Raw genomic sequence first — 25,540 nt, forward strand, 5'->3', positions numbered from 1 at the left:
GGCCTGCGGCTGCGGGGCAACGGGCTGCTCCGCTACAGGGGCTGGAGCGTGCTGTTGCTGAGCCGTCACCGGTGCTGCGGCTGGCGGCGCACCGGGGGCAGCATAAGGCTGCTCTGGCTGTGCTTCGGCTTCTACCGCCGTATGGGGGCGTTCGGCCCCGCCACCATTGGGGGGGACGTCAATGCCGGTTGCCACAACGGACACACGCAGTCGTCCGGTCATTTTTTCTTCAATAACCGTACCAAAGATCATGTTTGCGTCTTCTGGCACTTCGCGGCAGATGCGGTTGAACGCTTCTTCGGCTTCGAAGAAGGTCATGTCCTCACCACCCGTGACATTGACCAGCAGACCCTTGGCTGTAGCCATGCAGGTGTCTTCAAGCAGTGGGTTGGAGATGGCCGCTTCTGCTGCTTCCACCGCGCGGTTGTCGCCCTCTGCCTCGCCAGTGCCATCATGGCCTTGCCCATTTCGGCCATAACGCTGCGGATGTCGGCAAAGTCGAGGTTGACGTAGCCGCGCTCCATCATCAGGTCGGTAACGCCGCGTACACCCATGTTCAAAACTTCGTCAGCCAGCTTGTAGGCTTCACGCAGGGTGGTGCGCTCGTTGGCAATACGGAAGAGATTCTGGTTGGGAATGACGATCAGCGTATCAACATACTGCTGAAGTTCCTGAATCCCTTCATCCGCCACGCGGGCGCGGCGCTTGCCTTCATAGGCAAAGGGTTTGCTGACCACGCCAATGGTCAGGATGTTCCGCTCACGCGCCATGCGGGCAATAACAGGAGCCGCCCCCGTACCCGTGCCCCCACCCATGCCGGTGGTAATGAACACCATGTGCGCGCCGTCCAGATACCGGGCAATTTCGTCCGCAGCTTCTTCCGCTGCGGCACGTCCGACTTCGGGCTTGGCGCCAGCGCCAAGGCCATGGGTCAGGTGCGGGCCAAGCTGGATGCGGCTGTCGGCCAGACTTTTGGCCAGACTCTGCGCATCGGTATTGGCGACAACAAACTCCACCCCTTCCAGGTTGGAGGCAATCATGTTGTCAACCGCGTTCGTGCCCCCGCCGCCTACGCCTATAACGGTGATCTTGGGCGAAAAATCAGCATGAGTCTGGGGTGGAACTGTTAGGTTGAGTGTCATGTGTCTCTCCCGGACTGCGGCGGGTTAACGGGGGCGGGTTGGATAAGATTGCGGATAGTTTACCAAGCTTTTGAGAGGCAAATCAAACCCTCTCACGAATAAAAGCAACCAGTTTTTGTAAAAAACCACTTGGTGCGGCTTCACGGAATTCCACATCACTAAACGGGCGCTCCGCACTGGCCGCCCAGAACAGCAGTCCGGCGGCTGTGGCAAAGCCTGCGGCGGCTGCGGTATCTTCTGGCAGTCCGGCAATATTCTTGGGCCGCCCCAGTCGGACGGAGCGGGTAAAACCGGGGCCGGAGTGGCGGCCAACACTGACCGGCGCTCCCAGAATACGCTCTGCCAGAGGGCGGATTCCATCCAGCAGGGAGCCGCCCCCGGTCAGCACGATGCGACCGCTGGCGGCCATGCCAAGGCCCGCACCATCCAGTTTTTCGCGCACCAGTTCCAGCGTTTCTTCCATGCGTGGGCGAATGATGCGGCCAAGCTGCGCGCGGGATATCTGCTCAAAATGCGGCACGTCATTGCCCAGCAGTTCCACGGTCAGGATTTCGTCCTCAACATCGGTGGAGAGGTCGGCACTGCCGTAAACGGTTTTCAACCGCTCCGCATTGTCGAGCGATGTGCCAAGCCCGCGGGCAATATCACGCGTGACGTGCAGCCCCCCAACACCGATCTGGGCGGTGTGCAGGATCTGCCCCTCGCCAAACACCGCGAGCGATGTGGTGCCGCCCCCCATGTCCACAATGGTCGAGCCAAGGTCACGCTCATCCGCATCCAGCACGGATAACCCCGATGCGAGGGGGGAGGAGACAAGAGCCTCCATGCGTAGTTCTGCCCGGTTGAGTACGGTCTCAAGGTTCAGCAGGGCGGTGGTTGCCGCATCTATGATGTGCAGGCGCGCCTTGAGCGTTTCGCACAGGTGCCCCCGTGGGTCGGACACGCCTTCGGTATCGTCCACCGTAAAGTCGATGGGCAGGGTGTGAATGACCTCTCGCCCCTGCACGGTGGCCTGCACCCGGCCTTCCGTTACCACCCGGCGAATGTCCGCTTCGGTCACAACCCGCCCGCCAATGGGCCAGCGGACATTGAACAGCCGGCTGGCCGGGTGCCCGCAGGACAGGTTGACAACCACCTTGTCTATAGTGCGTTCGGCCATGTTTTCGGCCTGAGCCACGGTTGCGCGTATGGCGGCTTCAGCCTCCTGCAACTCGGTAATGGCCCCGTTGCGCACACCGGCAGAACGGCGCCAGCCATAGCCTGCCACGCGCAGCATGCCGTTGGGTTCGCCCTTGCCGATCAGGCAGGTGATTTTGGTGGACCCGATGTCCAGCACGGCGCTGTAGCCGTTGCGCCATGTGTGCGGGCGCTTGTTGCGCTCGCTCGGGGGCAGGGGGAGCGAACCAGCCCCCCCGCTCATGCGTAGGGTAGAGCTGGCCGGGGTGCTGGTCCGTTTTTTGTGCAGGCGGTCAGTCAGACTAAGCTCGGGGGAAGCTGGGGAGTGCGCGCTGTCATTCATCTCGGCTTTCCTCCGTAGGGGTTTTGGGGGTGTCTTTACTCTGGGCGTGGTGCGGGATGCGGGAGGTGTCCTTGCCCGGAGTATTATGGGCCGGTGGCGCAGCCTTGGCTGTATCCCCCGCCTGCGGCGTGGAGGCCGGAGTGGGTTCTGGCGGGCGCTCCCTTATGGTCAGCCGGTCGGGCAGGCGCATGTCTATCAGCACCACGGGGCGGTCCAGCAACTGGGTACTGGCGTTGATCCGGGCCAGACGGTGAATGGCCGGAGCTTCCTCCCCTTCAGGCAAAAGCACGGTTGCGCCATCTTTGAGGCTAAGGTTCCAGCGGCGGTCACTGACCCGCACGGCAGCGGCTACGCGGGATTTGACCTCGGGTTCCTGTGCAAGCACGTCAATCAGTGCCGCGGCGTTTTCGTTTGCGCCGTCACCCACCACCAGAGGCAGTTTTGCAAAGGCCGTGGCGTCCTTGTCGTTCGCACCCTGGTCAGGCACCTTTTGCCCCTGCCGGTCGATCAGGATGAAATGCCCCTGATGCTGCCACACCGCATAGGGGGGGCGTTCGGTAATATGCACGTCAATTTCGCCCGACAGGTGGCGTTCCACACTGACGTGGTCAATAAAAGGCAGGGCGTTCAGGTTCTCCCGCGCGCGGGAGACGTTGAAGTTCAGCACCGGGTCGCCCACGGCAATATTGAGCGCTGCACGGATTGCGCCATCACTGGTCAGGTTGGCGCCTTCGACCCGGATGCTGGTCACCCGCAGGGCGGACGTGCCCAGAACCTTGTCCCGTAGTGGGGCAATCTGTTGTTCCAGCAGGGGAAGTGGTACCGCCAGATAAACCCCGACCCCAGCGCACGCCAGAAGCGCCAGCCCGATAACAGGTCGGAGCAGGCGCTTCTGGCGCTTGAGGAACAGTCCCGTGCGGGAGGGGCGGCTGGCGGGGCGCGTCATTGGCGGCAGGTGGCCTGCTCAACCAGCCAGTTGCACAGTTCGGGGTAGCTGATGCCACAGTAGGCCGCCTGCTCGGGCAGGAGTGATGTCGCGGTCATGCCCGGCTGGGTGTTGACTTCCAGCAGGATCAGGCGTGGGGCATCCGGGTTAGTATCATCAAGCCGGAAGTCCGAGCGTGATGCGCCCGAACAGCCCAGCGCCCTGTGTGCTGCCACGGCCACGTCCAGTGCCTGCTCGGCCACATCGGGTGCGATCCGGGCCGGGAGTTCATGGCGGGAGCCACCGGCATTGTATTTGGCGTCGTAGTCGTAAAAGTCGTGGCCGTTGCCTGTGGGGGTAATGTCGGTCACTGTCAGGGCGCGATCGCCCATAACGCCTACGGTAATTTCCCGCCCCGGAATAAACTCTTCCACCAGTGCCTGTGGGCCAAAGGTCCAGTCGCGCACAATGCGTGCGCGCACGTTGGCACCGGGCCGGACGATGGAAACCCCTACGGACGACCCCTCGCACACGGGTTTGACCACATAGGGGGCGGGCAGGGGGTCGCCTGCTTCCAGTTCGGAAATGTCAATAACCCGACCGGGTGCGACCGGCAGACCGGCAGACACAAACGTGGCGCGGGCGGCGGCCTTGTCCATGGCTGTGGCGGAGGCCCGCACACCCGAGTGGGTGTAGGCAAGGCCCATCCAGTCCAGAATACCCTGAATGCACCCGTCCTCACCAAAGCGGCCGTGCAGGGCGTTGAACACCACATCGGGCTTTTGCGCCTCCAGTTCGGCCACCAGCACGCCAAGGTCGGTCCCCGCGTCCAGCGTGCTGACCGTATGGCCAAGGCTGCGCAGGGCTTCCGCCACACCATGCCCGGAGGAAAGGCTGACAGTCCGTTCCGAGGACATGCCCCCCATCAACACAGTAATGCGTTTGGCAGTGTTCATGCGGGGGTTCCTTGTGTACGGCCGAGGCGTTTGATCTCCCAGTGCAGGGACACACCGGAGTGCTGGGTCACGCGCTGGCGTAAGTCTTCGCCCAGTGCTTCAAGGTCTTGGGCCGTGGCGTGGCCGAGGTTGATGAGGAAGTTGCAGTGCTTCTCGCTGACCTGCGCATCCCCTCTGCGCAGACCCCGGCACCCGGCCTGATCAATAAGCTCCCACGCCTTGCGGGCGGAAACTTCGGGGTCGGGGTTGCGGAAGGTGGAGCCTCCCGTGCGCGCACGTACGGGCTGGGACAACTCGCGTGCTGCGCGGATGTCGGCAATGCGGCGGGCAATATCAGCCGGGCTGGCCGGTGTGCCGCGCAGGCGGGCCCGCACTACCATGGCCCCTTCGGGCAGGCCAGAGCGGCGGTAGCCAAAGCGCAGGGCGGCATTGCCCAGGCGGAGCATGTTGCCGTCACGCGTAACAATTTCCGCCCAGTCGAGCACGCTGGCAATATCTGCCCCGTAAGCACCCGCGTTCATGCGTACGGCACCGCCAATGGAGCCGGGAATACCTGCCAGAAATTCCAGCCCTGCAAGGCCCGCCTGTGCTGCGTGTTCGGCCACGGTGGCGTCAAGGCAGGCGCTGCCGACCACAAGCCCGTCGGCCTCTACCGCAATATCGGCAAAACCACGGGCCATGCGCACCACAACGCCATCCAGCCCGCCATCACGGATAATCACGTTGGAGCAGGCACCCAGTGCAATAACCGGCAATTCGGGGGAGAGGCGGCTGAGCATGCCTGCCAGATCCTCCGCATCGCTGGGCTGGAACAGCCATTCGGCTGGACCACCCACGCGGAACCATGTGCGTGCGCCCAAGGGAGCCTGCGCGCTTACACGCCCGCGTGCGCCAGCAAAAGCATGGCGCACCATGTCTTCCAGCGTGGTTGCGGGGAGGGAGCTCATGCCGCGCTTCCGCCCTTCTGCTCGGCCTGCAGGGCGGCAAGCTGGGCGGGCAGGGCCTGCGCCCAGTTGGTAATGGTGCCCGCACCAAGGCAGACAACATAGTCACCCGGCTTGGCAATGGCGTTGATCATTTCCGCCAGATGTTCGGGGCTGGAGAGCGGGACCACGGAGCGGTGCCCGCGTTCGCGCAGACCCTCTATGAGCTTGTCACGGCTGGCGTCGGGCAGAGGGTCCTCGCCCGCGGCATACACGTCAGAGACAATGACCGTATCCGCATCATTCATGCAGGTGCAGAAATCGGCAAACAGGGTTCTCAGGCGTGAGTAACGGTGCGGCTGCATGACGGCAATAACACGGTTGGCCCCAGCCTGCCGTGCAGCCTTGAGCACGGCGGCAATTTCCACCGGGTGGTGCCCGTAATCATCAATCACGGTAATACCGCCAGCTTCACCCGTGCGGGTAAAGCGGCGCTTGACACCACGGAAGCTGGCAAGGCCGGAGCGGATGACATCGTCACTGATGTCCATCTCGGTGGCGACCGCAATGGCGGCAAGGGCGTTCTGCACATTATGGTTGCCCAGCATGGGCAGGCGGAAGGGGCCAGCCTTGCGGGTGCGGCGGCTTACGCGGTCTGTCAGCGTGACTTCAAACGTGGCGCCCAGCTTGTCGGTAATCACCTTTTCGGCCCGCACGTCCGCCTGGGGGGAGAAGCCATAGGTGACAATCCGGTGGTCCGACAGGCGCGGGATCATCTGCTGCACAGCCGGGTGGTCAATGCACAGCACGGCAAAGCCGTAGAACGGCACGTTGGAGACAAACTGGTCATACGCCGCCTCCATGGCCTCGGCAGAGCCCCAGTGGTCCAGATGTTCGGGGTCCATGTTGGTCACGACCGAAATAACGGCAGGCAGGCGCAGGAACGAGCCATCGCTCTCGTCCGCCTCCACCACCATCCAGTCGCCCTTGCCCATGCGGGTGTTGGTGCCATAGGCCTCGATAATCCCGCCGTTGATAACGGTTGGGTCCAGTTTGGCGGCCTCCAGCACAGCGGCCACAAGGCTTGTGGTGGTGGTTTTGCCATGTGTGCCGCCAATGGCCACAGCCCAGCGCAGGCGCATGAGCTCGGCCAGCATTTCTGCCCGCCGCACAACGGGAATAAGCTTGGCGCGTGCGGCAACCACCTCGGGGTTGTCGCGCTTGACGGCGGTGGAAATGACCACAACCTGCGCGTTGCCCAGATTGGCCGCATCATGCCCGATGGTAACCGGAATGCCCGCAGCACGCAGGCGCTTGACGTTGGCGTTCTCTGCTATGTCCGACCCCTGCACGGAGTAGCCCAGCAGGCACAGAACCTCCGCAATGCCGGACATGCCAATGCCGCCAATGCCGACAAAATGGATGGTTCCGATGGAAAGGGGCAGGGCTCTCATGTGCGTGTCTCCGTCTCGAGTGAGGGCGGATGGGCGGGTGAAGGAGAAAGTTGGAGGCATTCTTCTACTATATCAGCCAGACGGAGGGCGGCGTCCGGGCGGGCCAGTGTTGCTGCGGCGGCAGCCGCACGGGCAAGGTCGTCCGGAGTGGTGAAAAGGTCTTGCAGACGGGTTGCAAGGGCTGGGGCGGTAAAGTCGGGCTGGCGGATCATCCAGCCTGCGCCCGCATCGGTTACGGCGCGGGCGTTTTCTGTCTGCTCGTCAGAGGCGGCAATGGTAGGGGGACCAGAACACAGGGGCGACCTGCGGTGGTTATTTCCGCTACGGAGGAGCCCCCCGCGCGCCCGATGACCAGATGAGCCGCACGCAGGAGGGCTGGCACGTCGTTCAAAAAAGGTTCCACGCGGGCTTTTACGCCCATGTCGGCATAGGCCTGACGCACGGCATCCACATCATCCGCACGGGCCTGCTGGGTCAGGTTTATGCGTGCGCGCAGTTCCGCTGGCAGGCGCGCAATGGCTGCGGGCACCACCTGCGAAAAAATGCGCGCCCCCAGAGAGCCCCCCCAGACCAGCAGGGAGATGTCCTGTGCCGGGGCGGACCATGGCTCACCCGCAAGGGCTGCAATGGCGGGGCGTACGGGCATGCCGGTCAGCACGGTTCTGGCCCCCATGGGTAGCTTGGCAACCGTGGGAAAGGAGGTGGCGATCACATCGGCAAAGCGGGAGAGCACGGCATTGGCCTTGCCAAGTACCGCGTTACCTTCATGGATGATAAGGGCGGGGTGTTTGCGGCCCAGTAGCCGTGCCCCCAGCAGGGGGGGAATGGAGGGGTAGCCGCCAAACCCCACCACGGCATCGGGCTGTATGGTGCGCAGGATGGCGCGGGCCTTCCATGCGCTGCCCAGCAGCGTAATACCAGCACGCAGGGCGCGAATGGGGCCACGCCCGGCAACCCCCGCACCGCGCAGCACATACTGCGGGTTGTGGGCAAATACGCCATTGGCGCGTTTGCCTGCGCGGGCATCGGTCATGAGCACAATGTGGTGGCCACGCGCCACCAGCGCTTCAGCCAGAGCCTCGGCGGGGAAAAAATGCCCGCCAGTACCCCCGGCCGCGATCACGATGGTACGGGACGTCATGCTGACCGCCATTGTCTGAGAGTGGTGATAAAGCCGTTACCAGAGCGCAGCCCCCCCGGCTGCTGCCGTGTGAGTGCGAGCACCATACCAATGGCCAGAGCAACAGACATGGCTGAAGACCCCCCGTAGGAAATGAATGGCAGCGTCATGCCCTTGGTGGGGATAAGATGCAAGGTCGAAGCCATGTTCACAAACGCCTGCAACCCAAACCCCGTCAGCAGGCCTGTGGTGGCAATGACCACAAACGGGTCGTCCTCGCGGATCAGGCGCAGCAGGGTCCGCACCACAATGGCCGCAAAAATGCAGATGATCAGCAGGCAGATGACCAGACCATATTCCTCCCCCGCCACGGCGAACACAAAGTCTGCATGGGCGTCGGGGAGCAGGTCCTTGACCCGGCCCTCTCCGGGGCCACGGCCCATCAGCCCGCCGTTGCCAAAGGCGCGCAGGGCCGTATCAATCTGGTAATGGTCCCCTACATTGGGGTGCATGAACCGCTCCACGCGGGAGCGCACATGCGGGAAGATAAAAAACGCCGCAATGCCCGCACCCACCATGCAGGCAAACCCAAACCCGACAAAAATCAGGTTCAGCCCGTCCACAAACAACTGGACCAGAAAAACGGCGGTAATGACCGTAAGCATGCCAATATCCGGCTGGGACTTGAGCAGCAGAAGAATAAGCCCATACAGGCCAAAGGCTATGAGCATACCCGGAAAATAGCGTGAAATACGACGCTCGGTCAGCAGCCACCCCGTAACCACAGCAAAGCACGGCTTAAGGAACTCTGATGGCTGGAGGGACATGAGTGGCAGCGCAATCCAGCGGCGCGCGCCCTTGATCTCTATGCCGTGCACCAGCGTGAGCATGGTTGCACCGAGCATGAGCGCCCCCCCGATCAGGGAAAGGCGGAGCACGGTGCGGCGCGAGAGCATGGAAACGCCGGTCACAATCAGCCCTGCCACGCTCAGGAACATGACCTGTTTGAAAATGAACATGTTGCGTGACGCGCCAATGCGCACCGCAACGGCAGGGCTGGCTGCAAGCATAAGGATGTAGCCAAAGCCGATCAGGATAAAGGTGCAGACCAGTGTTGTCCGGTCCACATTCCGCCACCAGCGGCCGAAAGGCGAATCATCAGTACGGGAATAACCGGCCATGCTTGTCCTACTGCCCCGTTCCGCTCGTCTGTTGTGCATGCACCGCGTGGGCAAGTGCCTGAAAATGCCGCCCCCGTGCCTCAAACCCGGCATACTGGTCAAAGCTCGCACAGGCGGGTGAGAGCAGGATAACGGGCGTTTGGGTCTGCTGTGCAAGACTGTAAGCCTGCACAACCGCATGATCCAGCGTGTCCACCACGGTATGGGGCACGTTGTGGCGGGCAAGGGTTGCCGCCAGCAAGGCCGCATCCCGCCCGATCAGAAAGGCATGTTCAACACGGTTGAAGTAAGGGGCAAGGCTGTCGATCCCGCCTTCCTTGGCGATGCCGCCTGCAATCCACACCAGCTTGTCGTAGCAGCCCAGCGCGCGCGAGGAGGCATCGGCATTGGTGGCCTTGCTGTCATCAATAAAGGCGGTGCCGTTGCAGGTTTCAACCAGTTTCTGCCGGTGTGGCAGGCCGGTAAAGCTGGCAATTGCCCGTGCGGCCACATTGTCCGCCACGCCTAAAAAGCGGGCCATGGCCAGTGCGGCGGCGACATTTTGCGCATTATGCGCGCCCGGTAGCGTAGGCCCCAGCGGTGCAAGTGCTGCGTCGTTGTGCCATATGGCGCCATCCTTGCCGTAATAACTGGCAGCAGGTTGGTGCCAGAGACAGTCACACAGGGTGCTGCACCACGGGCCAGTTCGGTGGCAATATGGGCGCAGTCCGCATCATCAATGCCAATGACGGCCATGTCCTGCGCAGTCTGCCCCGTGAACACGCGGCGCTTGGCCTGTGCGTACCCCGCCATTCCTGCGTGGCGGTCCAGATGGTCGGGGGTCAGGTTGAGCAGGCAGGCGGCATCAAAGTGCAGGGTGTCCAGCCGCTCAAGCATGTAGGACGACATTTCCAGCACATATACGCCGTTATCCGGCAGGCGGGGCAGGGCAAGGGCCGCTGGGCCAAGGTTGCCGCCCGCAGCCACCGGCAGCCCGGCCTGCTCCAGAATATGGGCTAAAAGAGTGGTGGTGGTGGATTTGCCGTTGGTGCCGGTAATACCGACAAAGCGGGCCTTGCCCCCACAGGCGCGTACCGCACGGTAAAGCAGTTCCGCATCGGAGAGAATGGGAACACCCGCCGCAATGGCCAGCGCTGCAACGGGGTGCACACGTGGCAGATGGTGCGGAATACCGGGGGAGAGCACAAGGGCGTCAAACCCGCCCAGATCATCCAGCGGGGCGCAGGTAATGCGGGCGGCCTGTTCGGGGGGCATCTGGGCCAGAGCGTCGGCCAGACCGTTGCGGCCTGTGTCCCCATCATCCCATGCCTGCACATGTGCGCCGCAGGCGCTGAGTGCCTGCACGGCGGGCAGGCCGTTGCGGCCCAGCCCCAGAACGGCAAAACGTTTCACGGCAAACACTGTGTGGGGGAAGGTGCTCATCGCAGCTTCAGCGTGGCCAGACCACACATGCCCAGCACGATGGAAACAATCCAGAACCGGATGACAATTTTTGGCTCTGCCCAGCCTTTCTTTTCAAAATGGTGGTGGATGGGGGCCATAAGGAACACACGGCGGCCGGTGCGCTTGTACCAGAAGACCTGAATAATGACCGACAGCGTTTCCACCACAAACAGACCGCCGACAATGCACAGCACCAGTTCGTGCTTGATGGCGACAGCCAGCGAGCCAAGTGCCCCACCAAGGGAGAGGGACCCCGTATCCCCCATAAACACGGCGGCCGGGGGCGCGTTAAACCACAAAAAGCCCAGCCCGGCTCCCACAAGGGCTGCGCAGAACACCGCCAGCTCCCCCGTGCCGGGTACGGCATGGACCTGCAGGTAGTCGGCAAAAACATGGTTGCCCACCACGTAGGAGAGAATGGCGAACACAAGGGAGGCCACCACCACGGGGCCAATGGCCAGCCCGTCCAGCCCGTCGGTAAAATTGACCGCATTGCCAAAGCCCGTAATCACGATCATGGCGAACACGGGGTAGAGCAGACCAAGGGGGAGCAGCAGTTCTTTGGCAAAGGGGAAGGCCAGATGGTTGGCCAGTTCAGGCGGCATAAGGTACTGCAACCACGCCCCGCAAATGAGCGATATGGCAAACTCTGACCCCAGACGGGCCCGCTTGGAAAGCCCGTCCGTATTGCGCCGTGCCAGCTTGCGGTAGTCATCGGCAAAGCCGATGACGCCAAAGCCGAGCGTGGTCAGCAGTACCGCCCAGACAAACCCGTTTTCCAGGTTGCCCCACAGCAGCGTTGCCACGGTTAGTGAGATCAGGATGAGCATGCCCCCCATTGTCGGGGTTCCTGCTTTTTCAAGAATATGCCGCTCCGGTCCTACGGCGCGGATAGGCTGGCCATAGCGCTGGATGCGGCGCAGCATGGTAATGAGCGGCCTGCCCAGCACAAGGCTTATGCCCAGCGCGGTCATGCACGCGCAGCCTGCGCGGAAGGAAATGTAGCGCAGCAGGTTAAGCAGGGTAATGTGCCCGTCATGGACCGCGTGAGAGACCAGAAGATACAACATTCAGGCGGGCTCCACGCTATCAAGGTTTTCAAGGGCTGTTATCACGTCACGCATGCGGCTGCCCAGACTGCCCTTGACCAGCACCGCGTCCCCCGCACGCAGGGCGGTGCATACCAGTGGGGCAAGGGCTGCGGCATTGTCCGCCCATGCGTGTCGGGCGGGGGGAGTGCGTCAAAAAGGGTTTTCATGTGTGGTCCGCAACAAAAAACAAGGTCGGCTGATGTGGCTGCCGGCTGGGCAAGGGCTGCGTGTTCTGCCGTGGAGAAGTCCCCCAGTTCGCGCATATCGCCCAGAATGGCAATGCGGCGGGCGGCATCAAGGTGGTGCAGCACATCCAGTGCAGCCCGGATGGAGGCCGAGGACGCATTATAACTTTCATCCAGCAAGGTTACGGTGCCACCTGCAATGTGGCTGAGCGCCCCGCGGCCCTTGCCGGGGGCAAAAGCCTGCAATGCGGCTGCGGCTTTGGGTAAGTCCACCCCAAGAGCAGCACAGGCGGCCAGTGCGGCCAGTGCATTGCGGGTCAGATGCAGGCCGGGGGCTGGCACATGCACAGCAACGTCCACCCCTGCTATGTGGGCTGTAAACCGTGTGCCACTGGCCTCTGTGCGCAGGTGGTCCATGTGCGCGGTGCTGGCAGGGTTTGTGCCTGCCGTCCACAAGGTTGCGTGGGCTGCCTGTGCGGCACTGGTAAAAAAGGATGCGCCGTGTGCATCATCAGGCACTACGGCAATGCCACCGGCGGGCAGGGTGGTGATGAGGGAGGCTTTTTCCGCCGCAATCGCGTCCAGACTGCCCATATGCCCCAGATGTGCGGAGCCGATGGTGCTGATGACGCCACATCGGGGCGGACCATGCGTGCAAGGGGCAGGATCTCGCCGGGGTGGTTCATGCCGATTTCGCTAATGCAGAAGGCAGCATCACGCGGCAGACGTGCGAGGGTAAGGGGAACCCCCCAATGATTGTTGTAGGACGCTACGGAGGCGTGCGTCCGGCCATTGGCGCTCAGGCACAGGCGCAGCATGTCCTTGGTAGTGGTTTTGCCCACACTGCCCGTTATGGCCACAACCTTGCCTGCAAACCGTGCGCGGGCAGCCAGTGCCAGCTGCTGTAGGCCCACCATCGTGTCGGATACGACCAGAATGCGCGGGTCGCTCAGCCCATGGGCCGTATGCACCATGGCGCAGGCGGCTCCCTTGTCCAGCGCGGCCTGTACATGGGCGTGGCCATCGCTCGTATCCCCTGTAAGGGCAATAAACAGATCGCCGGGGGCAAGGGTGCGCGTGTCAATGGAAATGCCGGTGACGGCCCCATACTCAGCGGTGTTGGCAGATTTGTCGGCCGCTGATGATGCGCCGGTGGTGGGCAGGAAGTGGCCACCAGTCGCCTCTTCCAGCTCCGCGCGGGTCCACAGGGTGCTCATGCTGACCCGCCACAGCGCGAATGACCGCTGCATCATCAAACGGCAGTACGGTTGTGCCTATAATCTGCCCCTGCTCATGGCCTTTGCCCGCCACCACCAATACATCCTCCGATCCTAGCATGGACAAGGCCTCTGTTATGGCCTGCCTGCGGTCCCCTATCTCCAGCGCGTCAGGTGCGCCTGCGCGGACTTCCGCACGGATTTGCGCGGGGTCTTCTGAGCGGGGGTTATCATCTGTAATTATGGCAATATCAGCGCCATTGGCTGCAGCCTGCGCCATAAGTGGCCGTTTACCCTTGTCACGGTCCCCGCCTGCGCCAAAAACAACAATCAGCCGCCCACGCGCATGTGGACGGAGCGAGGATAGCAGCCGGGTGAGGGCATCGGGCGTATGGGCATAATCCACATATGCGCAGGCCCCATTGGGCAGGACTACGGCCCGCTCCATGCGTCCGCGTACCCCCGTAAGGGCGGGCAGAAGATCAAGCGCGCCATAAAGTGCGGTCTCATCAGGCACGGCCAGCGCAAGGGCAAGTAGTGCATTATCGACCTGAAAACGGCCGGGCAGGGGGAAGGTGACAGTTTTGCTCCGCCCATTGCACGCAATATGCAGCTCCTGCCCGGCGGGTACTGCGTGGCAGGCCAGCAGGTGTAGGGTGGTACCGTGGGTTCCTGTCAGGCGCAGGTCCAAACTGCGGTCGCGGGCAATGGTATGCAGGGCATTGAGGGTTGTTTCATCCATGTCCGCATTGGCCACAGCCAGCCCACCGTGGGGTAAAAGCGTGTCAAACAACCGCAACTTGGCCGTTCTGTAGGCCTGCATTGTGCCGTGGTAGTCCAGATGGTCACGTGTAAGGTTGGTAAAGCCCGCAGCTTGCAGATGCAGCCCGTCCAGCCGCCGTTGTTCCAGCCCGTGGGAGGATGCCTCCAGCGCTGCGTAATGCACACCAGCCCGCTCAAGGGCTGCCAGCCCGCGGGCCAGCGCCACCGGGTCTGGCGTGGTCAGGGGGGGAAAGGTAACCCCCGTACCCTCGGCCCCGGTCAGGCCCAGTGTGCCAATGCCTGCCGCTTTGTGGCCTTGTAAGGACCATATCTGACGTATGAAGTCGGTTGTACTGGTTTTGCCGTTTGTGCCCGTTACCGCGACCAGATGGGCCGGTTGTGGCCCTGCCAGCATGCTGGCCCACAACGCCAGAACATGGCGCGGGTCAGCAGGTGACCAAAGGGCAGGCAGGCAGGCCCTGCGGCCATTGCGTGCCGGTAGGGGCCAGAATGGCCGCAGCACCTGCGTGGACTGCCGCCCCGATAAAACTGCTACCATCCACGCGTGTGCCGGGTAGTGCCGCGAATATAACACCCGGCCCGACCTGCCTGCTGTCGGCCGTAATGGCGTGGACGTGCGGGTCGGCTGGCGTTGTGGCGCTCAGCTTGCATGCGCGCAGTAGGGTGGAGAGTGGGCTGCTCATTCGTCCATCTTCTCCTGTGCCATTTTTTTACGGATTGCCAGCGTGTGTGCGCCCTGCTCCTGTGCCTGTTTTGCCGCTAGTTTGGTGGCGCGGTGTTCGGCCTCCAGTTTGCGTGGGTCTCCGGGGTCGTTGCCCGGACCGAGCGGCCTGACGCCACGCGGTACTGCCGGGTGCATGGGAATGGCAAGCTGGGCGTCAATCTGCTTGGCGTGGTCCATGTCAGGGAAGATCTGCAACATGGGGCCAATGCGAGAGATCACGCGTGAGACTGTAGGCGCGGCATTCCACCCCGCAGTGGTCCAGCCATGTGTCTGCGGCGTGGGCTGGGGGCTGTCGAGCATGACATACACCGCGTAGCGTGGTGCGTTCATGGGGAAAATACTGGTGAAGGCAGAAATATTGACGTGCTTGAGGTAGCCGCCATGCGGCCCGATTTTTTCTGCCGTGCCGGTTTTGCCGCCCACAAAATAGCCGGGTGATTCTGCGGTTCTGCCAGTGCCCTGCGTAACGTCCAGCCGCAGCAGCCTGCGCAGTAGCGCCGAATTGCTTTCGGACAGAACACGCACACCCTGCGGCACAACCGGGGCCTCGGGCATGGGAGCACCAGTGCCCATGGGGGGGGCTGGGGGCAGGCTCTGGCTCAGGGCTACAGCCTGCACGCCTTGCTGGAGCGCTCCGCCGGGAGTGGCGTCCTGCTCTGGCGGGTCCGCATCTTCCTGATCCAGCAGGGTGGGGGTGACCAGAATACCACCATTAACTGTCGCCGCTGTGCCACGGACAATGGCCAGCGGCGGTTCTGCCACGCCGTGGCCAAAGCCTACGGTCATGGTGGTGGCTAGGCCCCACTGGCGGGGCACAAGCGGGCGGGCGGCCTCTGGCAGTTCTACGGGGACGGGGGCAAAAAAGCCCATGCTGCGCAGCCAGTCGGCCTGCCGCTTGCCACCCACATCAAGCGCAATATGGGCCGCTGCCGGGTTGGAGGAATAGGCCATGACCTCGGGCAGGGACAGCCACGGGGCAAAGTGGTCGTTCTTCATATCCCGGATGGTAAAGCGGCCGATCTTGAGCGGGACGGAGGAAAAACTGTCCCATATATGAATGGTCCCTGTCTCCAGCCCCATGGCGGTGGTTTGCAGCTTGAAGGTGGAACCCGGTTCGTACAGCCCTGTGACCGAGCGGTTGAACCGCTCATCATTTGTGGCGTGGGCAAACTCGTTTGCGTCATAGTCCGGCAGGCTGACCATGGCGATAATTTCGCCCGTGCGCACATCCATAACAATGCCGCACGCCCCAATGGCCTGGAATGTGTCCTTGGCTGCGGCTACTTCCTCACGCACGGCGGATTGCACGCGAATATCCAGCGAGAGCCGCAAGGGTTTGCGATCCACCAGCAGTCGTTTGTTGAAAAACCGCTCCACACCGGCAATGCCGTTATCATCAATATCCACAGCGCCCATGATCTGGGCGGCCATACGGCCCAGCGGATAATGCCGCTGCTCGCCCGGTTCAAAATAAATACCGGGAATGCCAAGGTTGTTGATCGCCAGCTCCTGCTGGGGGGTAATGTTGCGCGCAATGTAGACAAACTGTTTATGCCGGGCCAGCCGCTCAGCAGTTTCGTGCTCATCCAGATCATGCAGGACTGATTTGAGCTTGTGGGCGACGTCCTGCGGGTCGATCAGTTCCTGCGGATTGGCATACACCTGCGCCACCGGCAGAGAGAGGGCCAGTGTCTGCCCGTTGCGGTCCACAATGGAGGCGCGGTGCACCTGCGGCAGGGCATAATCTCCCGCCAGACTCCCCTTGGGGTCAATTTTGGGAATTTTGGGGACCTGTGGGGCAATCTGGCGCTGTTCGGGCGCCATGGGGCGCAGCACCGTGGCAATTGTCAGCTTGATGGCCACACAGGCAAATAGTGCGCAGAACCCGGCAGACACCCACAAAAGCCGGACGTGCATCTGCTCCCGGTGCGCGCGGGCGCGCAGGTCCTCCCCCGTTACACCAATCGTGCGTGTTGTTTCAGAATCATGGCGTGGGGGAACGACCATATCGTGTCAGGGGGACTTTCAGCCAAAATAATCAGTTGGTTACGGGAACGGGTGCCGGCAGGGCATCGCTGCCGCGACTCAGCAGGGACCCGCTCGTATAACCGGAAGTCGCGCGGGCTTCCATATAGCCCTGACTCATTGGGGTTCTGTGCTGGCGTACAGGATGCCAGCTTGCCGCCGCCACGGGGAGCGGGTGGCGTACAGGGGTTACGTCATCACTATTCTGGGCCAGACGGCGTGGGGCCATGGCCTCCGCGTGGCTGAGGGTAGCGGGGGCTGCGCGCCGGGCGGAGATGTCCGTGTCATCCACGCTGGCGGTCTGTATGGTCTGGTGCGGCAGGGGGCGCGGAGCATCTGCTACAACCGTTGGCTGTCGGTGCGTTACAGCAGCAGCCCGTGGTGCGACGGACCCATCATGCACGATAGCCGGGGCAGGTAGGGGGGCAGGCGGCAACAGGGCGCGCGGGGGAGTTGGCGCGGGGCTTTCCATGGCCACGACAGTGGGGTGCGGGCGCACGACACGCACAGGCGCTGCATGGACAGGCACCGCAGGTGTAGTATCCGCCACAACCGTTGCGCGCTCATGTTCTGGCGTTGGAGCAGGCGGATGCAGCATGGTGCTGGTAGCAACTACAGCGGCAGCAGGTGCGGCAACTGGCGCGGGCCGGTTGGTAGCAGCCACCACTGCTGGTGTGCTGGACTGGGCCACAGGTGTGGCATCTTTTGGCACATCAGGCAGATGCTGCACCAGATCGGCCATACGCACGAACTGCGCCGGGTCCATCGATTGCAGATAAGCGGCATGCTTGGCCACAAGGGCTGTCAGCCGCTCGGGCTGGTTTTCCAGCGCCCATTCGGTGCGCAGCATGGCAGTCTGGGCGCGCACGTGTTCGGTTTCGAGCACAATGCCCGAAATCTGCTGGTCCAGCAGGGTTGTCTGGTGCTTCTTCGTGTACAGGAAGAACCCCGATGTAATCGCCAGCACAGCGCAGCAGCATGTAAATGGGCGTGGGATCATGCTTGCAATCCTTTAGGCGAGGGAGCGGTGGGGGCGGGGCGTTTCATCATGGCGCGCAGGCGTGCACTGCGTGCGCGGGGGTTGGCCTTGCACTCGGCATCTCCGGGGCGGATGGCCTTGCTGGTCAGGGCGACAAAAGCGGGCGGTGCTGCCGGAGCCAGAGAGGCACGCGGATCGTGGCGTGAGAAGCTGACATCTTTGCCAAGGGCGCGCTGCATGGCGCGCTTGACCAGACGGTCCTCCAGAGAGTGGAAGGACACCACAACAAGCCGCCCGCCACTGTTGAGCAGGGTCAGAGCCTGTTCCAGCCCGCGTTCGATTTCGCCCAGTTCGTCATTCACGGCTATGCGCAGGCCCTGAAAACTACGGGTGGCGGAGTCAATGCCGGAGCGGTCCTGTGGCACAACGGAGCGTATGACCTCGGCCAGTTGCAAGGTGGTGTGCAGCGGGGCTTCCGCCCGTGCAGCCACAACGGCGCGGGCCACACGGCGGGCGTGCCGCTCCTCCCCATAAAAATGGAAGATATCGGCCAGTTCCGCCTCTGGGGCTGTGTTGACAATATCGGCCGCACTGCGGCCCTGCCGCGCCATGCGCATGTCCAGCGGCCCGTCAAAACGGAAGGAAAAGCCGCGCTCGGCCTCATCAATCTGGAAGGAGGATACGCCAAGGTCCATGACAATGCCGTCAAAGCCCGGAGCATCGGCCTGCCTTGCCAGTTCGGCCATGTGGCCAAAGCTACCAGCAAGCATGTGCAGGCGCGACCGGCCTTCGACCTGCTGCAAGGTTGCGCACAGGGCCTCCCCGCGGGCAATGGCATCCGGGTCACGGTCTATGGCCCAGACGTTGCATTCCGCCGTGTTCAGGATTGCGCAGCTATAGCTGCCCCCACCAAAGGTGCAGTCCAGAATGGCCTCATCGTTGGCTGGGGTCAGGTAGTGCAGCACCTCGGCCAGCATGACGGGTACATGCCCGTTGCCCGGTGGCGTAATGGCGGAGGGAAGGGGGAGCGCGTTCATGGCCTAGTCTTCCCTCTGGCTGGTCTGCGGAGCCGCGGGAATGGTGACACGGCGGGACTTCTGGCGTGCTTCGGCCCGGCGTGCGCGCGCGGCTTCTGGTTCCCAGATCTGGAAAATGCGGCCAACCCCCATGAAGGCTGCGGTCGCTCCGTCCTGTAGGCCTGCGTGCTCGCGTAGGAAGTCGGGCAGCATCAGGCGGCCTTCGCGGTCGGGGTCCATGGGGTAGGCATCGGCGTAAATGGCGGCGGCAAGGTCGTCATGCTCATCGGAGAACATGTCCAGCCGGTCCAGTGGCTCGGTCAGGCGGGCAAAGGCCGTGGCTGGCCATGCCTCAATGCAGGGCAGCGTATGGGAGGGGCGGAGAATCACCAGCGCATCGCCTTCCTTTTGCTGTGACTTAAGAACAGAGCGGAACCCAGCAGGAATCGAGACGCGTCCTTTTGCGTCGAATCGATTTTCATGCGTGCCGAGGAACACACTCACGAAGTTCAGAAGTCCTTTTGAGCCAATGGTTTTTGTTCGTTGGGCGCGGGGAACATGGGACCGCAACCGTGTTTTATGGTCTGCCGTGGGATAGCATGGGATGACATGGGACGCAAATTAAAAGCGAAGAAAAAACAGCAGAAAACTGCCGTTTATAAAGTATTCATACTTACTTCGGGAGTCGGGCGGATGTATTGATCATCTAGAATCGCACGCGGAAAAGACATTGTTTGTTCATGTTATGTTCTTTTACGGTAAAAATGGTACGCAAAAGCCCATGTGCGGTTGCGCAGTAGAAAAGGGGAGATTGAGTGCCAGACGGTCTGTAAGCCGGGTTCTGTCTAGCCCAAAAGGGCCTGGACGATCATTCCTCTGGGACATGTCTTGCAACATGCCTCACGCGACCAACCCGAACGACGGGGCGGGAGAACCCCCGAAACCCAGAGGGTTTCTGCCGTTCCTATTCGGTCTTGCTCCCGGTGGGGTTTACCGTGCCTCCCCTGTTACCAGCGGAGCGGTGCGCTCTTACCGCACCGTTTCACCCTTACCTTCAGCCCGTCCCATGGTGTCCCATGTTACGGAACCCGGAAGGCGGTCTGTTTTCTGTGGCACTTTCCCTGAGGTCACCCTCGCCGGCCGTTAACCGGCACCGTTCTTCCCGTGGAGCCCGGACTTTCCTCCATCATGCGCAAAAACGCACAACAGCGACCGTCCGACCGTCTGGCCCGCGCACCCTGCGTTGGCGGCAGGCGCAGGTCAAGGGCTTTGTGGTGTAAAAGCGCTCTTGGCAGCATGGGGTAAGAATGCACATCATGCGCAATGCCCGATTTTACGCTTCCACCATCCGCGTCTGTCCCGCTTGTGCCCAACCTGTCCTCACGCGTGCTGCTGGGGGTCATCCGCTGGCAGGAGCGGCGTAAAAAGCGGCAGGCCAATCACGCAGTCCACCCGACGGATGCGCAGGAGTGCCACCACGCCGCTGCCACAGACCCCGATGCAAAGCCAGCTCCTTTGGCACCTGAACACTCGGATACGCACCGGCATTTTTTGCACGCCTTGCGCAGGGCCATGGATACCCCGTCCTTCCCCCAGTGTCTGTCCGCCCTGCCGTTGCGGCGGGTGATTGCCGTAAAAATACCCGGAGCTACGGGGCTTTTGTCTGCGCGGCTGTATGTTCCGCGCGGGCGGGTGCGGGGGGCAGTGCTGTATTTGCATGGAGGCGGGTTTGTGCATTGCGGGCTGAACTCGCACCACGGCATATGCTGCCGCCTTGCGCGCGAGTCAGGGGCTGCGGTGTTGCTGCCGGACTATGCATTGGCACCCGAACACCCTTTTCCCGCTGCTGTGGAGGATGCGCGTGCGGCCCTGTGCTGGCTTGCGCGTGCGAGTGCGCGCTATTGGGGTGGGCAGGTGGGTGTTGCAGGCGATAGTGCGGGGGGGAATCTGGCGGCGGTACTGGCGCAGGAGGGGCGGGCAGGTCGCTGCCCTGATCCGGCTTTGCAACTGCTGTATTATCCCTCGCTTTACGGGCGCAATAACCTGCCATCGCAGGCAACTTACGAGGATGGGTATTTTCTCTCCCGCCGGTCCATGGAGTGGTATGCCGCCCAGTATGTGCAGCGCGACGAGGATTGGACCCACCCCAGCTTTGTACCCGGCCACACGGCCGAACTGGGTGGGTTGGCCCCAGCGGTGATTGTGACGGCGGAATGTGACCCCATGCGTGATGAAGGGCGAGCCTATGCCTCGGCCCTCCAGCAGGCCGGGGTGGCGGTGCTATACCGCTGCTACCCCGGAACCTTACATGCTTTTCTCAATTTTTATGCCCTTATGCCCCATGGCAAGGCGGCCTTACGCCTTGGGGGGAGAGCACTGCGCAGGGTTTTTGCCGCCCGCACATAACTACGGGCGACCCGCGACCTGCCCAGATATAGGGGAGGTGGCTTAGGGAATGGGGTGGAAAAAGCCGGGCGAGCCTGATCGGAGAGGATGACCCGGTTCATGCGGTCCACCTTGAGGGTAAACAGCTTGTTCAGCTCCCCCTTGGGGGCAGGGCATGTGCCGGTGCTTTTTTCCATCACATCAATGCGTGATGCCGTAGGCTGGTCGTTGCCATTGACAACAAACAGCAGGCATTCCGGCTTGTCGTGGGTCATGCCGTTCTGCGTGACCTTGAGCCGCAGGTGCTGGACTAATGCCGTGTCGTTGTACCAGCTCTGGGCGGAGAACGTGTAACGGTCCACCATGCGCTCCAGAATGCCGCTTTTTGCCAGTACAAGCATAAGCAGAGTCAGGGGCAGCACCATGGCCAGCCTGCGCAGGATATGCTGGCGCAGGGTACGCTTGGCAAATGGGCCGCGTTTTGCCCCTATTGTGGGGCGGGCGGAGGTCGGGGTTTTGTTGGTGTCTGTCATGTCAGCATATCTTCATGCCACAAGGCGCCATCGCGGGCCAGTAGGGCTCTGGTGGAGGCGGGTCCCCAGCTTCCTGCGCGGTAGGGCTCAAGCGGGGTCATGGCGTGGCGCCATGAGTTGAGAATGGGCTCGATCCACCGCCATGAGGCCTCGACCTCATCACGGCGGATGAACAGGGCAGGGTCTCCGCGCACCGCATCAAGCAGCAGGCGCTCGTATGAGTCCTGATAGGTGACGGAAAACGCGTTTTCGTAAGACATGCTCAGCTTTGCATTGCGCACGCGGAACCCACCGGCACCGGGGTCGCGCACCGCAGTCACAAGGGACAACTCCTCGCGCGGGGCAATGCGAATGACCAGCCGCCCCGGCGAGGGCATGTTGGTAAAGATCGGCCACACCTGCGGGCGGAACTGGATGACAATCTCGGTGGTTTTTGTTGCCAGCCGCTTGCCGGTGCGCAGGTAAAACGGTGTATGCCCCCACCGCGCAGTACGGATTTTGGTGCGGATGGCCACAAAGGTTTCGGTATTACTGGCCCGGCCTGTGCCAAGGTCATCATTATAACCGGGCACATCCGTGCGTTTGAGTTCCCCTGCCACGTACTGCCCGCGAATAACATTGCGGCGCACCATATCCGGGGTCATGGGACGCAGGGCATTCAGCACCTTCAGCTTTTCGTTGCGCAGGTCATCGGAACCGAGGGAGGCCGGGGCGTCCATGGCTACCATGCACAACATCTGCAACAGGTGATTCTGCACCATGTCCCGCAGTGCTCCGGATTCATCGTAGTAGGAGCCGCGGCTGCCAACGCCTACAGTCTCGGCTGCGGTGATCTGCACATGGGCTATGGCCTCGGACGACCAGAGTTTTTCCAGCATCGGGTTGGCAAAGCGCAGGGCCAGAATGTTCTGCACCCCTTCCTTGCCCAGATAATGGTCGATCCGGTAGATGGAGGCCTCGGGGAAGAACTGCCCCACGCCATGGTTGATGGTCTGCGCGGTCTCCAGATTAACGCCAATGGGTTTTTCCAGCACCACGCGGGAGTGCTGGTTGATCAGGTCATGCCGTGCCAGTGCCTCGCAGAGCGGGGAGTATAGGGCCGGGGCTGTGGCCAGATAAAAAACACGGGGGCGGTCGTTTGCCGCCAGCAGGGTTTTGAGCGCCTGCCAGTCCCCACCGGGTTGGAGCGCATCCAGCGTAATATAGGTCAGAAGGCCCAGAAAATGGTGCAGGGTCTGCTCGTCTTGGGCGGTTTCGGGGGCAAATTCACGCAGGGCGGCTTCTGTCTGCTCGCGGAACTGCTCCGTGTTCAGGGCTGTGCGGGCAACGCAGATGATCTGGGCGTCATCACTGAACTCCTGCGCATGAAAGCGGCGCAAAAAGGCAGGCAGCAGCTTGCGGCGCGACAGGTCGCCCGTTGCGCCAAAAATGACAAAGTCAAAAGGTCCCGTGTGATTGACAAGAGCCATGGAAGAACATTCCCGCAGGGGTGGTGGGCTGGGCCGCCGTCCATAAAGGTGCTGTAGGGGTGTGCGCCCGCAACACAAGAATTGTTCAGCTTATGGAAGGCTCGGGGCGGGTTTGCAAGGGTTAGAATGGTGTGTGACATTGACCGCATGCACGCGGCACGATAAGCCCGCAGCCTTTGGCTAGGCCGCACAGTACGGTTTTTGTTATCCCGTACTGATGAGCCTGGGATACGATGCGCAACTAAAGGGAGCCGAACATGGATGGCGAACATGAAGACGCAGCAGTAGGCGGTATTGCCGCAGACCGGCTGAGAAGCATTATTGAACGGGTGGAGCGGCTTGAGGAAGAGCGCAAGGCACTTGCGGGTGACATAAAGGACATTTTTACCGAGGCCAAATCGGCCGGGTTTGATGTTAAGGTCATCCGCCAGATTATCCGCCTGCGCAAACAGGAGCCCTCGGAAGTGGAAGAGCAGGAAACCCTGCTGGACATCTACCGCCGTGCTCTGGGCATGTAAGAGTATCCGCGCAGGCGCAACACAAGGTCGGGACGGCTTTTGATGATGACATTGTCTTTTCCCGAATGGGTGCCGCTATGGGGCCAGTTGCTGGCGCTGGCGGTGGGCATTGTGTTCGGGCTTGCGTTTATGATGATGCCGTTTGCAGTTTTTGGCGTCAAAAGCAGGCTGTCTGAACTCTCTCTCCAGTTGGAGGAGCTTCAGGCAGAACTGCGTGCACGCGCCATGCAGGGGAATGGGGTTTCCGCCGGATATGCCACTGGCGCGGCGGAAGGTCCGCTCCCCTTTGTTGCCCGGCGTACGGATGCTCCCGTGGTGGAGGAGGTACGCCCCCCCGTGGCGGAAAAAAACCAGCCACCTCGCAGCACCCCCGTTTTTGCGGAACTGCGTGCGCCAAGGGTCTCGGATGCTTACGAGCCACGGCTGGATGCACCACCCGCTCCGCACATTGAACCTGATTCCTACAAAGCTGCTCCAGCCAGACGTATGCCATGGCACGAGGAACAGCCCCCCGAGGCAGAAAGCGGGGCCGAAATTCTGCGCCGCCAGAGAGCGCTGATGCCAATCAGGTTGCATACAGGCCTGATTTTTCACACGAGCAGTCACCCACACGCCCTTCCGTGTCCGAAACGCGTTATGACGCGCATACAGGTCGGGCTGAACCTGTGCTGCATTTTCCATCCCGCAACAGGCCGTAAGCTCTTGCGTGGGCTGTCGGGGTTTAGACCGGACCTCTGTTGGCCCGGTCTGTATTTGCTGGCTACCTGCGGGCTGGCTCAGACCATGACAAGGTCATCACGGTGGATCAGCTCGTCGCGCCCCTGCCAGCCCAGAATGCGTGCCGTCTCGCTTGACTGGTGGCCTGCTATGCGGCGGGCGTCATCCGCATCGTAGGCAGCAAGGCCGTGGGCAAGAATGCGCCCGCTGGCATCGACCACCTCAACCAGATCACCCTGTGTAAAATTACCCTGCACATGCAGGACCCCCGCAGGCAGCAGGGAGCCGCCTTTGCGCAACGCCTCGGCTGCGCCGTCATCCACCCTGATTTCGCCTGTGGGGTTCAGGCTTCCTGCAATCCACTGCTTGCGGCCTGTGTGCCCGTTGCTATGGGGCAGGAACCACGAGCAGCGCGCACCATCCATAAGAGCCTGCAACGGGTGCAGGGGTTTGCCTATGGCAATGGCCATGGCGCAACCCGAGCGCGTGGCAATGTTGGCCGCCAGCAGTTTGGTGCGCATGCCACCAGAGGAATAACCCGGAGGTGGCTCTCCCCCCATGGCTTCTATTTCAGGGGTCAGGTGCTCAATGACCGGCAGGTGCTGGGCATCGGGGTTGGTGCGGGGGTCGGCTGTGTAGAGCCCATCAATATCGGAGAGCAGAACAAGCTGGTCGGCATCGGTCATCTGCGCCACGCGTGCGGCAAGGCGGTCGTTATCCCCAAAGCGGATCTCGGCCGTGGCAATGGTGTCGTTCTCGTTGATGACCGGCACACACCCTAGTTCCAGCAGGGTGTTCAGCGTTGCGCGGGCGTTCAGGTAGCGCTTGCGGTCTTCTGTATCTTCGGGGGTCAGCAGGAGCTGGGCTGCGGTTAGTCCGTGGGCGGAAAGCGCATGGCTCCACGCCTGCGCAAGGCTGATCTGGCCCACGGCTGCCGCGGCCTGTTTTTCCGCCAGCCGCAGGGGGCCACCTGTAAGGCCCAGCGTGTGGCGTGCCAGAGCAATAGCCCCGGAGGAGACAACACTGACAGCAACACCCTGCTTGCGCAAAACAGCTATATCTGCGGCAACGCTTGCCAGCCACTCCTGCCGTGGGGCCGCTTTTTGTGGGTCCACCACCAGAGCGCTGCCAATTTTGACAACCAGCCGTTTGGCACGCAGGAGGGAGGGGCGGGTACTGTGTGTGGTCATGGGCTTATCCGTTGGGGGTATGCCCCCCTCCAGCTATGGCATTGT

The 25,540-nt window shown here is 62.2% G+C and carries 16 protein-coding genes, 1 other RNA gene and 6 pseudogenes; 3 read left to right on the top strand and 20 right to left on the bottom strand.

Annotated elements, in window-relative coordinates:
• The 17 genes and pseudogenes from ftsZ to rnpB all read right to left on the bottom strand — a co-directional run.
• Nucleotides 1-1,142, bottom strand: a pseudogene (gene ftsZ / locus JCM25146_RS17490) (cell division protein FtsZ); the annotation flags it as partial.
• 82 nt (nucleotides 1,143-1,224) lie between these two features.
• Complete coding sequence (gene ftsA, locus JCM25146_RS05515) at nucleotides 1,225-2,661, bottom strand: cell division protein FtsA (RefSeq protein WP_025826457.1); 1,437 nt, start codon at nucleotides 2,659-2,661, stop codon at nucleotides 1,225-1,227.
• On the bottom strand, nucleotides 2,654-3,607 hold the full coding sequence (locus JCM25146_RS05520; RefSeq protein ID WP_025826458.1) for a cell division protein FtsQ/DivIB: 954 nt from the start codon (nucleotides 3,605-3,607) through the stop codon (nucleotides 2,654-2,656). Before JCM25146_RS05520 ends, ftsA begins: the two co-directional genes overlap by 8 nt.
• Complete coding sequence (locus tag JCM25146_RS05525; protein WP_025826461.1) at nucleotides 3,604-4,542, bottom strand: D-alanine--D-alanine ligase; 939 nt, start codon at nucleotides 4,540-4,542, stop codon at nucleotides 3,604-3,606. Before JCM25146_RS05525 ends, JCM25146_RS05520 begins: the two co-directional genes overlap by 4 nt.
• On the bottom strand, nucleotides 4,539-5,489 hold the full coding sequence (murB, locus tag JCM25146_RS05530) for a UDP-N-acetylmuramate dehydrogenase (protein WP_025826463.1): 951 nt from the start codon (nucleotides 5,487-5,489) through the stop codon (nucleotides 4,539-4,541). The genes JCM25146_RS05525 and murB overlap by 4 nt, the downstream gene beginning before the upstream one ends.
• Entirely contained in the window at nucleotides 5,486-6,919 is a 1,434-nt protein-coding gene (gene murC, locus JCM25146_RS05535; protein WP_025826464.1) for a UDP-N-acetylmuramate--L-alanine ligase, read from the bottom strand. The genes murB and murC overlap by 4 nt, the downstream gene beginning before the upstream one ends.
• Nucleotides 6,916-8,060, bottom strand: a pseudogene (murG, locus tag JCM25146_RS17495) (undecaprenyldiphospho-muramoylpentapeptide beta-N-acetylglucosaminyltransferase). Before murG ends, murC begins: the two are co-directional and overlap by 4 nt.
• The gene (locus JCM25146_RS05545; protein WP_025826466.1) at nucleotides 8,057-9,220 is read right to left on the bottom strand and encodes an FtsW/RodA/SpoVE family cell cycle protein; all 1,164 of its coding nucleotides are present in this window, start codon (nucleotides 9,218-9,220) and stop codon (nucleotides 8,057-8,059) included. The pseudogene murG and the gene JCM25146_RS05545 overlap by 4 nt, the downstream one beginning before the upstream one ends.
• A 7-nt stretch (nucleotides 9,221-9,227) precedes the next feature.
• Nucleotides 9,228-10,642 (bottom strand): annotated as a pseudogene (murD, locus tag JCM25146_RS17500) (UDP-N-acetylmuramoyl-L-alanine--D-glutamate ligase).
• Entirely contained in the window at nucleotides 10,639-11,733 is a 1,095-nt protein-coding gene (gene mraY, locus JCM25146_RS05555; protein WP_025826468.1) for a phospho-N-acetylmuramoyl-pentapeptide-transferase, read from the bottom strand. The pseudogene murD and the gene mraY overlap by 4 nt, the downstream one beginning before the upstream one ends.
• Nucleotides 11,734-13,156 (bottom strand): annotated as a pseudogene (locus tag JCM25146_RS17505) (UDP-N-acetylmuramoyl-tripeptide--D-alanyl-D-alanine ligase).
• Nucleotides 13,146-14,622: pseudogene (locus JCM25146_RS17510) on the bottom strand (UDP-N-acetylmuramoyl-L-alanyl-D-glutamate--2,6-diaminopimelate ligase); the annotation flags it as partial. The pseudogenes JCM25146_RS17510 and JCM25146_RS17505, both read right to left, overlap by 11 nt.
• Nucleotides 14,619-16,670, bottom strand: coding sequence for a peptidoglycan D,D-transpeptidase FtsI family protein (locus JCM25146_RS05570; protein WP_025826470.1), 2,052 nt, complete (start codon nucleotides 16,668-16,670; stop codon nucleotides 14,619-14,621). The gene JCM25146_RS05570 and the pseudogene JCM25146_RS17510, both read right to left, overlap by 4 nt.
• A 31-nt stretch (nucleotides 16,671-16,701) precedes the next feature.
• A complete protein-coding gene (ftsL, locus tag JCM25146_RS05575) occupies nucleotides 16,702-17,688 on the bottom strand; it encodes a cell division protein FtsL (RefSeq protein ID WP_025826472.1) in 987 nt (328 codons plus the stop codon).
• On the bottom strand, nucleotides 17,685-18,704 hold the full coding sequence (rsmH, locus tag JCM25146_RS05580; protein WP_025826474.1) for a 16S rRNA (cytosine(1402)-N(4))-methyltransferase RsmH: 1,020 nt from the start codon (nucleotides 18,702-18,704) through the stop codon (nucleotides 17,685-17,687). The genes ftsL and rsmH overlap by 4 nt, the downstream gene beginning before the upstream one ends.
• 3 nt (nucleotides 18,705-18,707) lie before the next feature.
• Entirely contained in the window at nucleotides 18,708-19,187 is a 480-nt protein-coding gene (gene mraZ, locus JCM25146_RS05585) for a division/cell wall cluster transcriptional repressor MraZ (protein WP_025826476.1), read from the bottom strand.
• 310 nt (nucleotides 19,188-19,497) lie between these two features.
• Nucleotides 19,498-19,911, bottom strand: an RNA gene (gene rnpB, locus JCM25146_RS20640) — RNase P RNA component class A.
• A 95-nt stretch (nucleotides 19,912-20,006) separates the two neighbouring features.
• Between rnpB and JCM25146_RS05590 the strand changes: the two genes are divergently transcribed.
• A complete protein-coding gene (locus JCM25146_RS05590; protein WP_025826478.1) occupies nucleotides 20,007-21,089 on the top strand; it encodes an alpha/beta hydrolase in 1,083 nt (360 codons plus the stop codon).
• Nucleotides 21,090-21,131: 42 nt separating this feature from the next.
• On the opposite strand, the pseudogene JCM25146_RS17515 reads toward JCM25146_RS05590, so the two are convergent.
• Nucleotides 21,132-21,601 (bottom strand): annotated as a pseudogene (locus JCM25146_RS17515) (hypothetical protein).
• Nucleotides 21,598-23,070: a glucose-6-phosphate dehydrogenase gene (gene zwf / locus JCM25146_RS05600; protein ID WP_025826480.1), complete on the bottom strand. Its 1,473-nt coding sequence runs from the start codon at nucleotides 23,068-23,070 to the stop codon at nucleotides 21,598-21,600. The pseudogene JCM25146_RS17515 and the gene zwf overlap by 4 nt, the downstream one beginning before the upstream one ends.
• Before the next feature lie 257 nt (nucleotides 23,071-23,327).
• Here zwf and JCM25146_RS05605 point away from each other — a divergent pair, with 257 nt between their 5' ends.
• Entirely contained in the window at nucleotides 23,328-23,588 is a 261-nt protein-coding gene (locus tag JCM25146_RS05605; RefSeq protein ID WP_025826482.1) for a DUF2312 domain-containing protein, read from the top strand.
• A 42-nt stretch (nucleotides 23,589-23,630) separates the two neighbouring features.
• The gene (locus JCM25146_RS21255) at nucleotides 23,631-24,482 is read left to right on the top strand and encodes a hypothetical protein (protein WP_025826483.1); all 852 of its coding nucleotides are present in this window, start codon (nucleotides 23,631-23,633) and stop codon (nucleotides 24,480-24,482) included.
• On the opposite strand, the gene proB is transcribed toward JCM25146_RS21255, so the two are convergent.
• Nucleotides 24,365-25,495 (bottom strand): glutamate 5-kinase, encoded by a 1,131-nt coding sequence (gene proB / locus JCM25146_RS05615; protein ID WP_025826486.1) that lies wholly within the window; start codon nucleotides 25,493-25,495, stop codon nucleotides 24,365-24,367. The genes JCM25146_RS21255 and proB overlap by 118 nt on opposite strands.
• Between the last annotated feature and the right edge of the window lie 45 nt (nucleotides 25,496-25,540).

Source organism: Acetobacter okinawensis JCM 25146 (genome assembly GCF_000613865.1).
Lineage (GTDB): Bacteria > Pseudomonadota > Alphaproteobacteria > Acetobacterales > Acetobacteraceae > Acetobacter > Acetobacter okinawensis.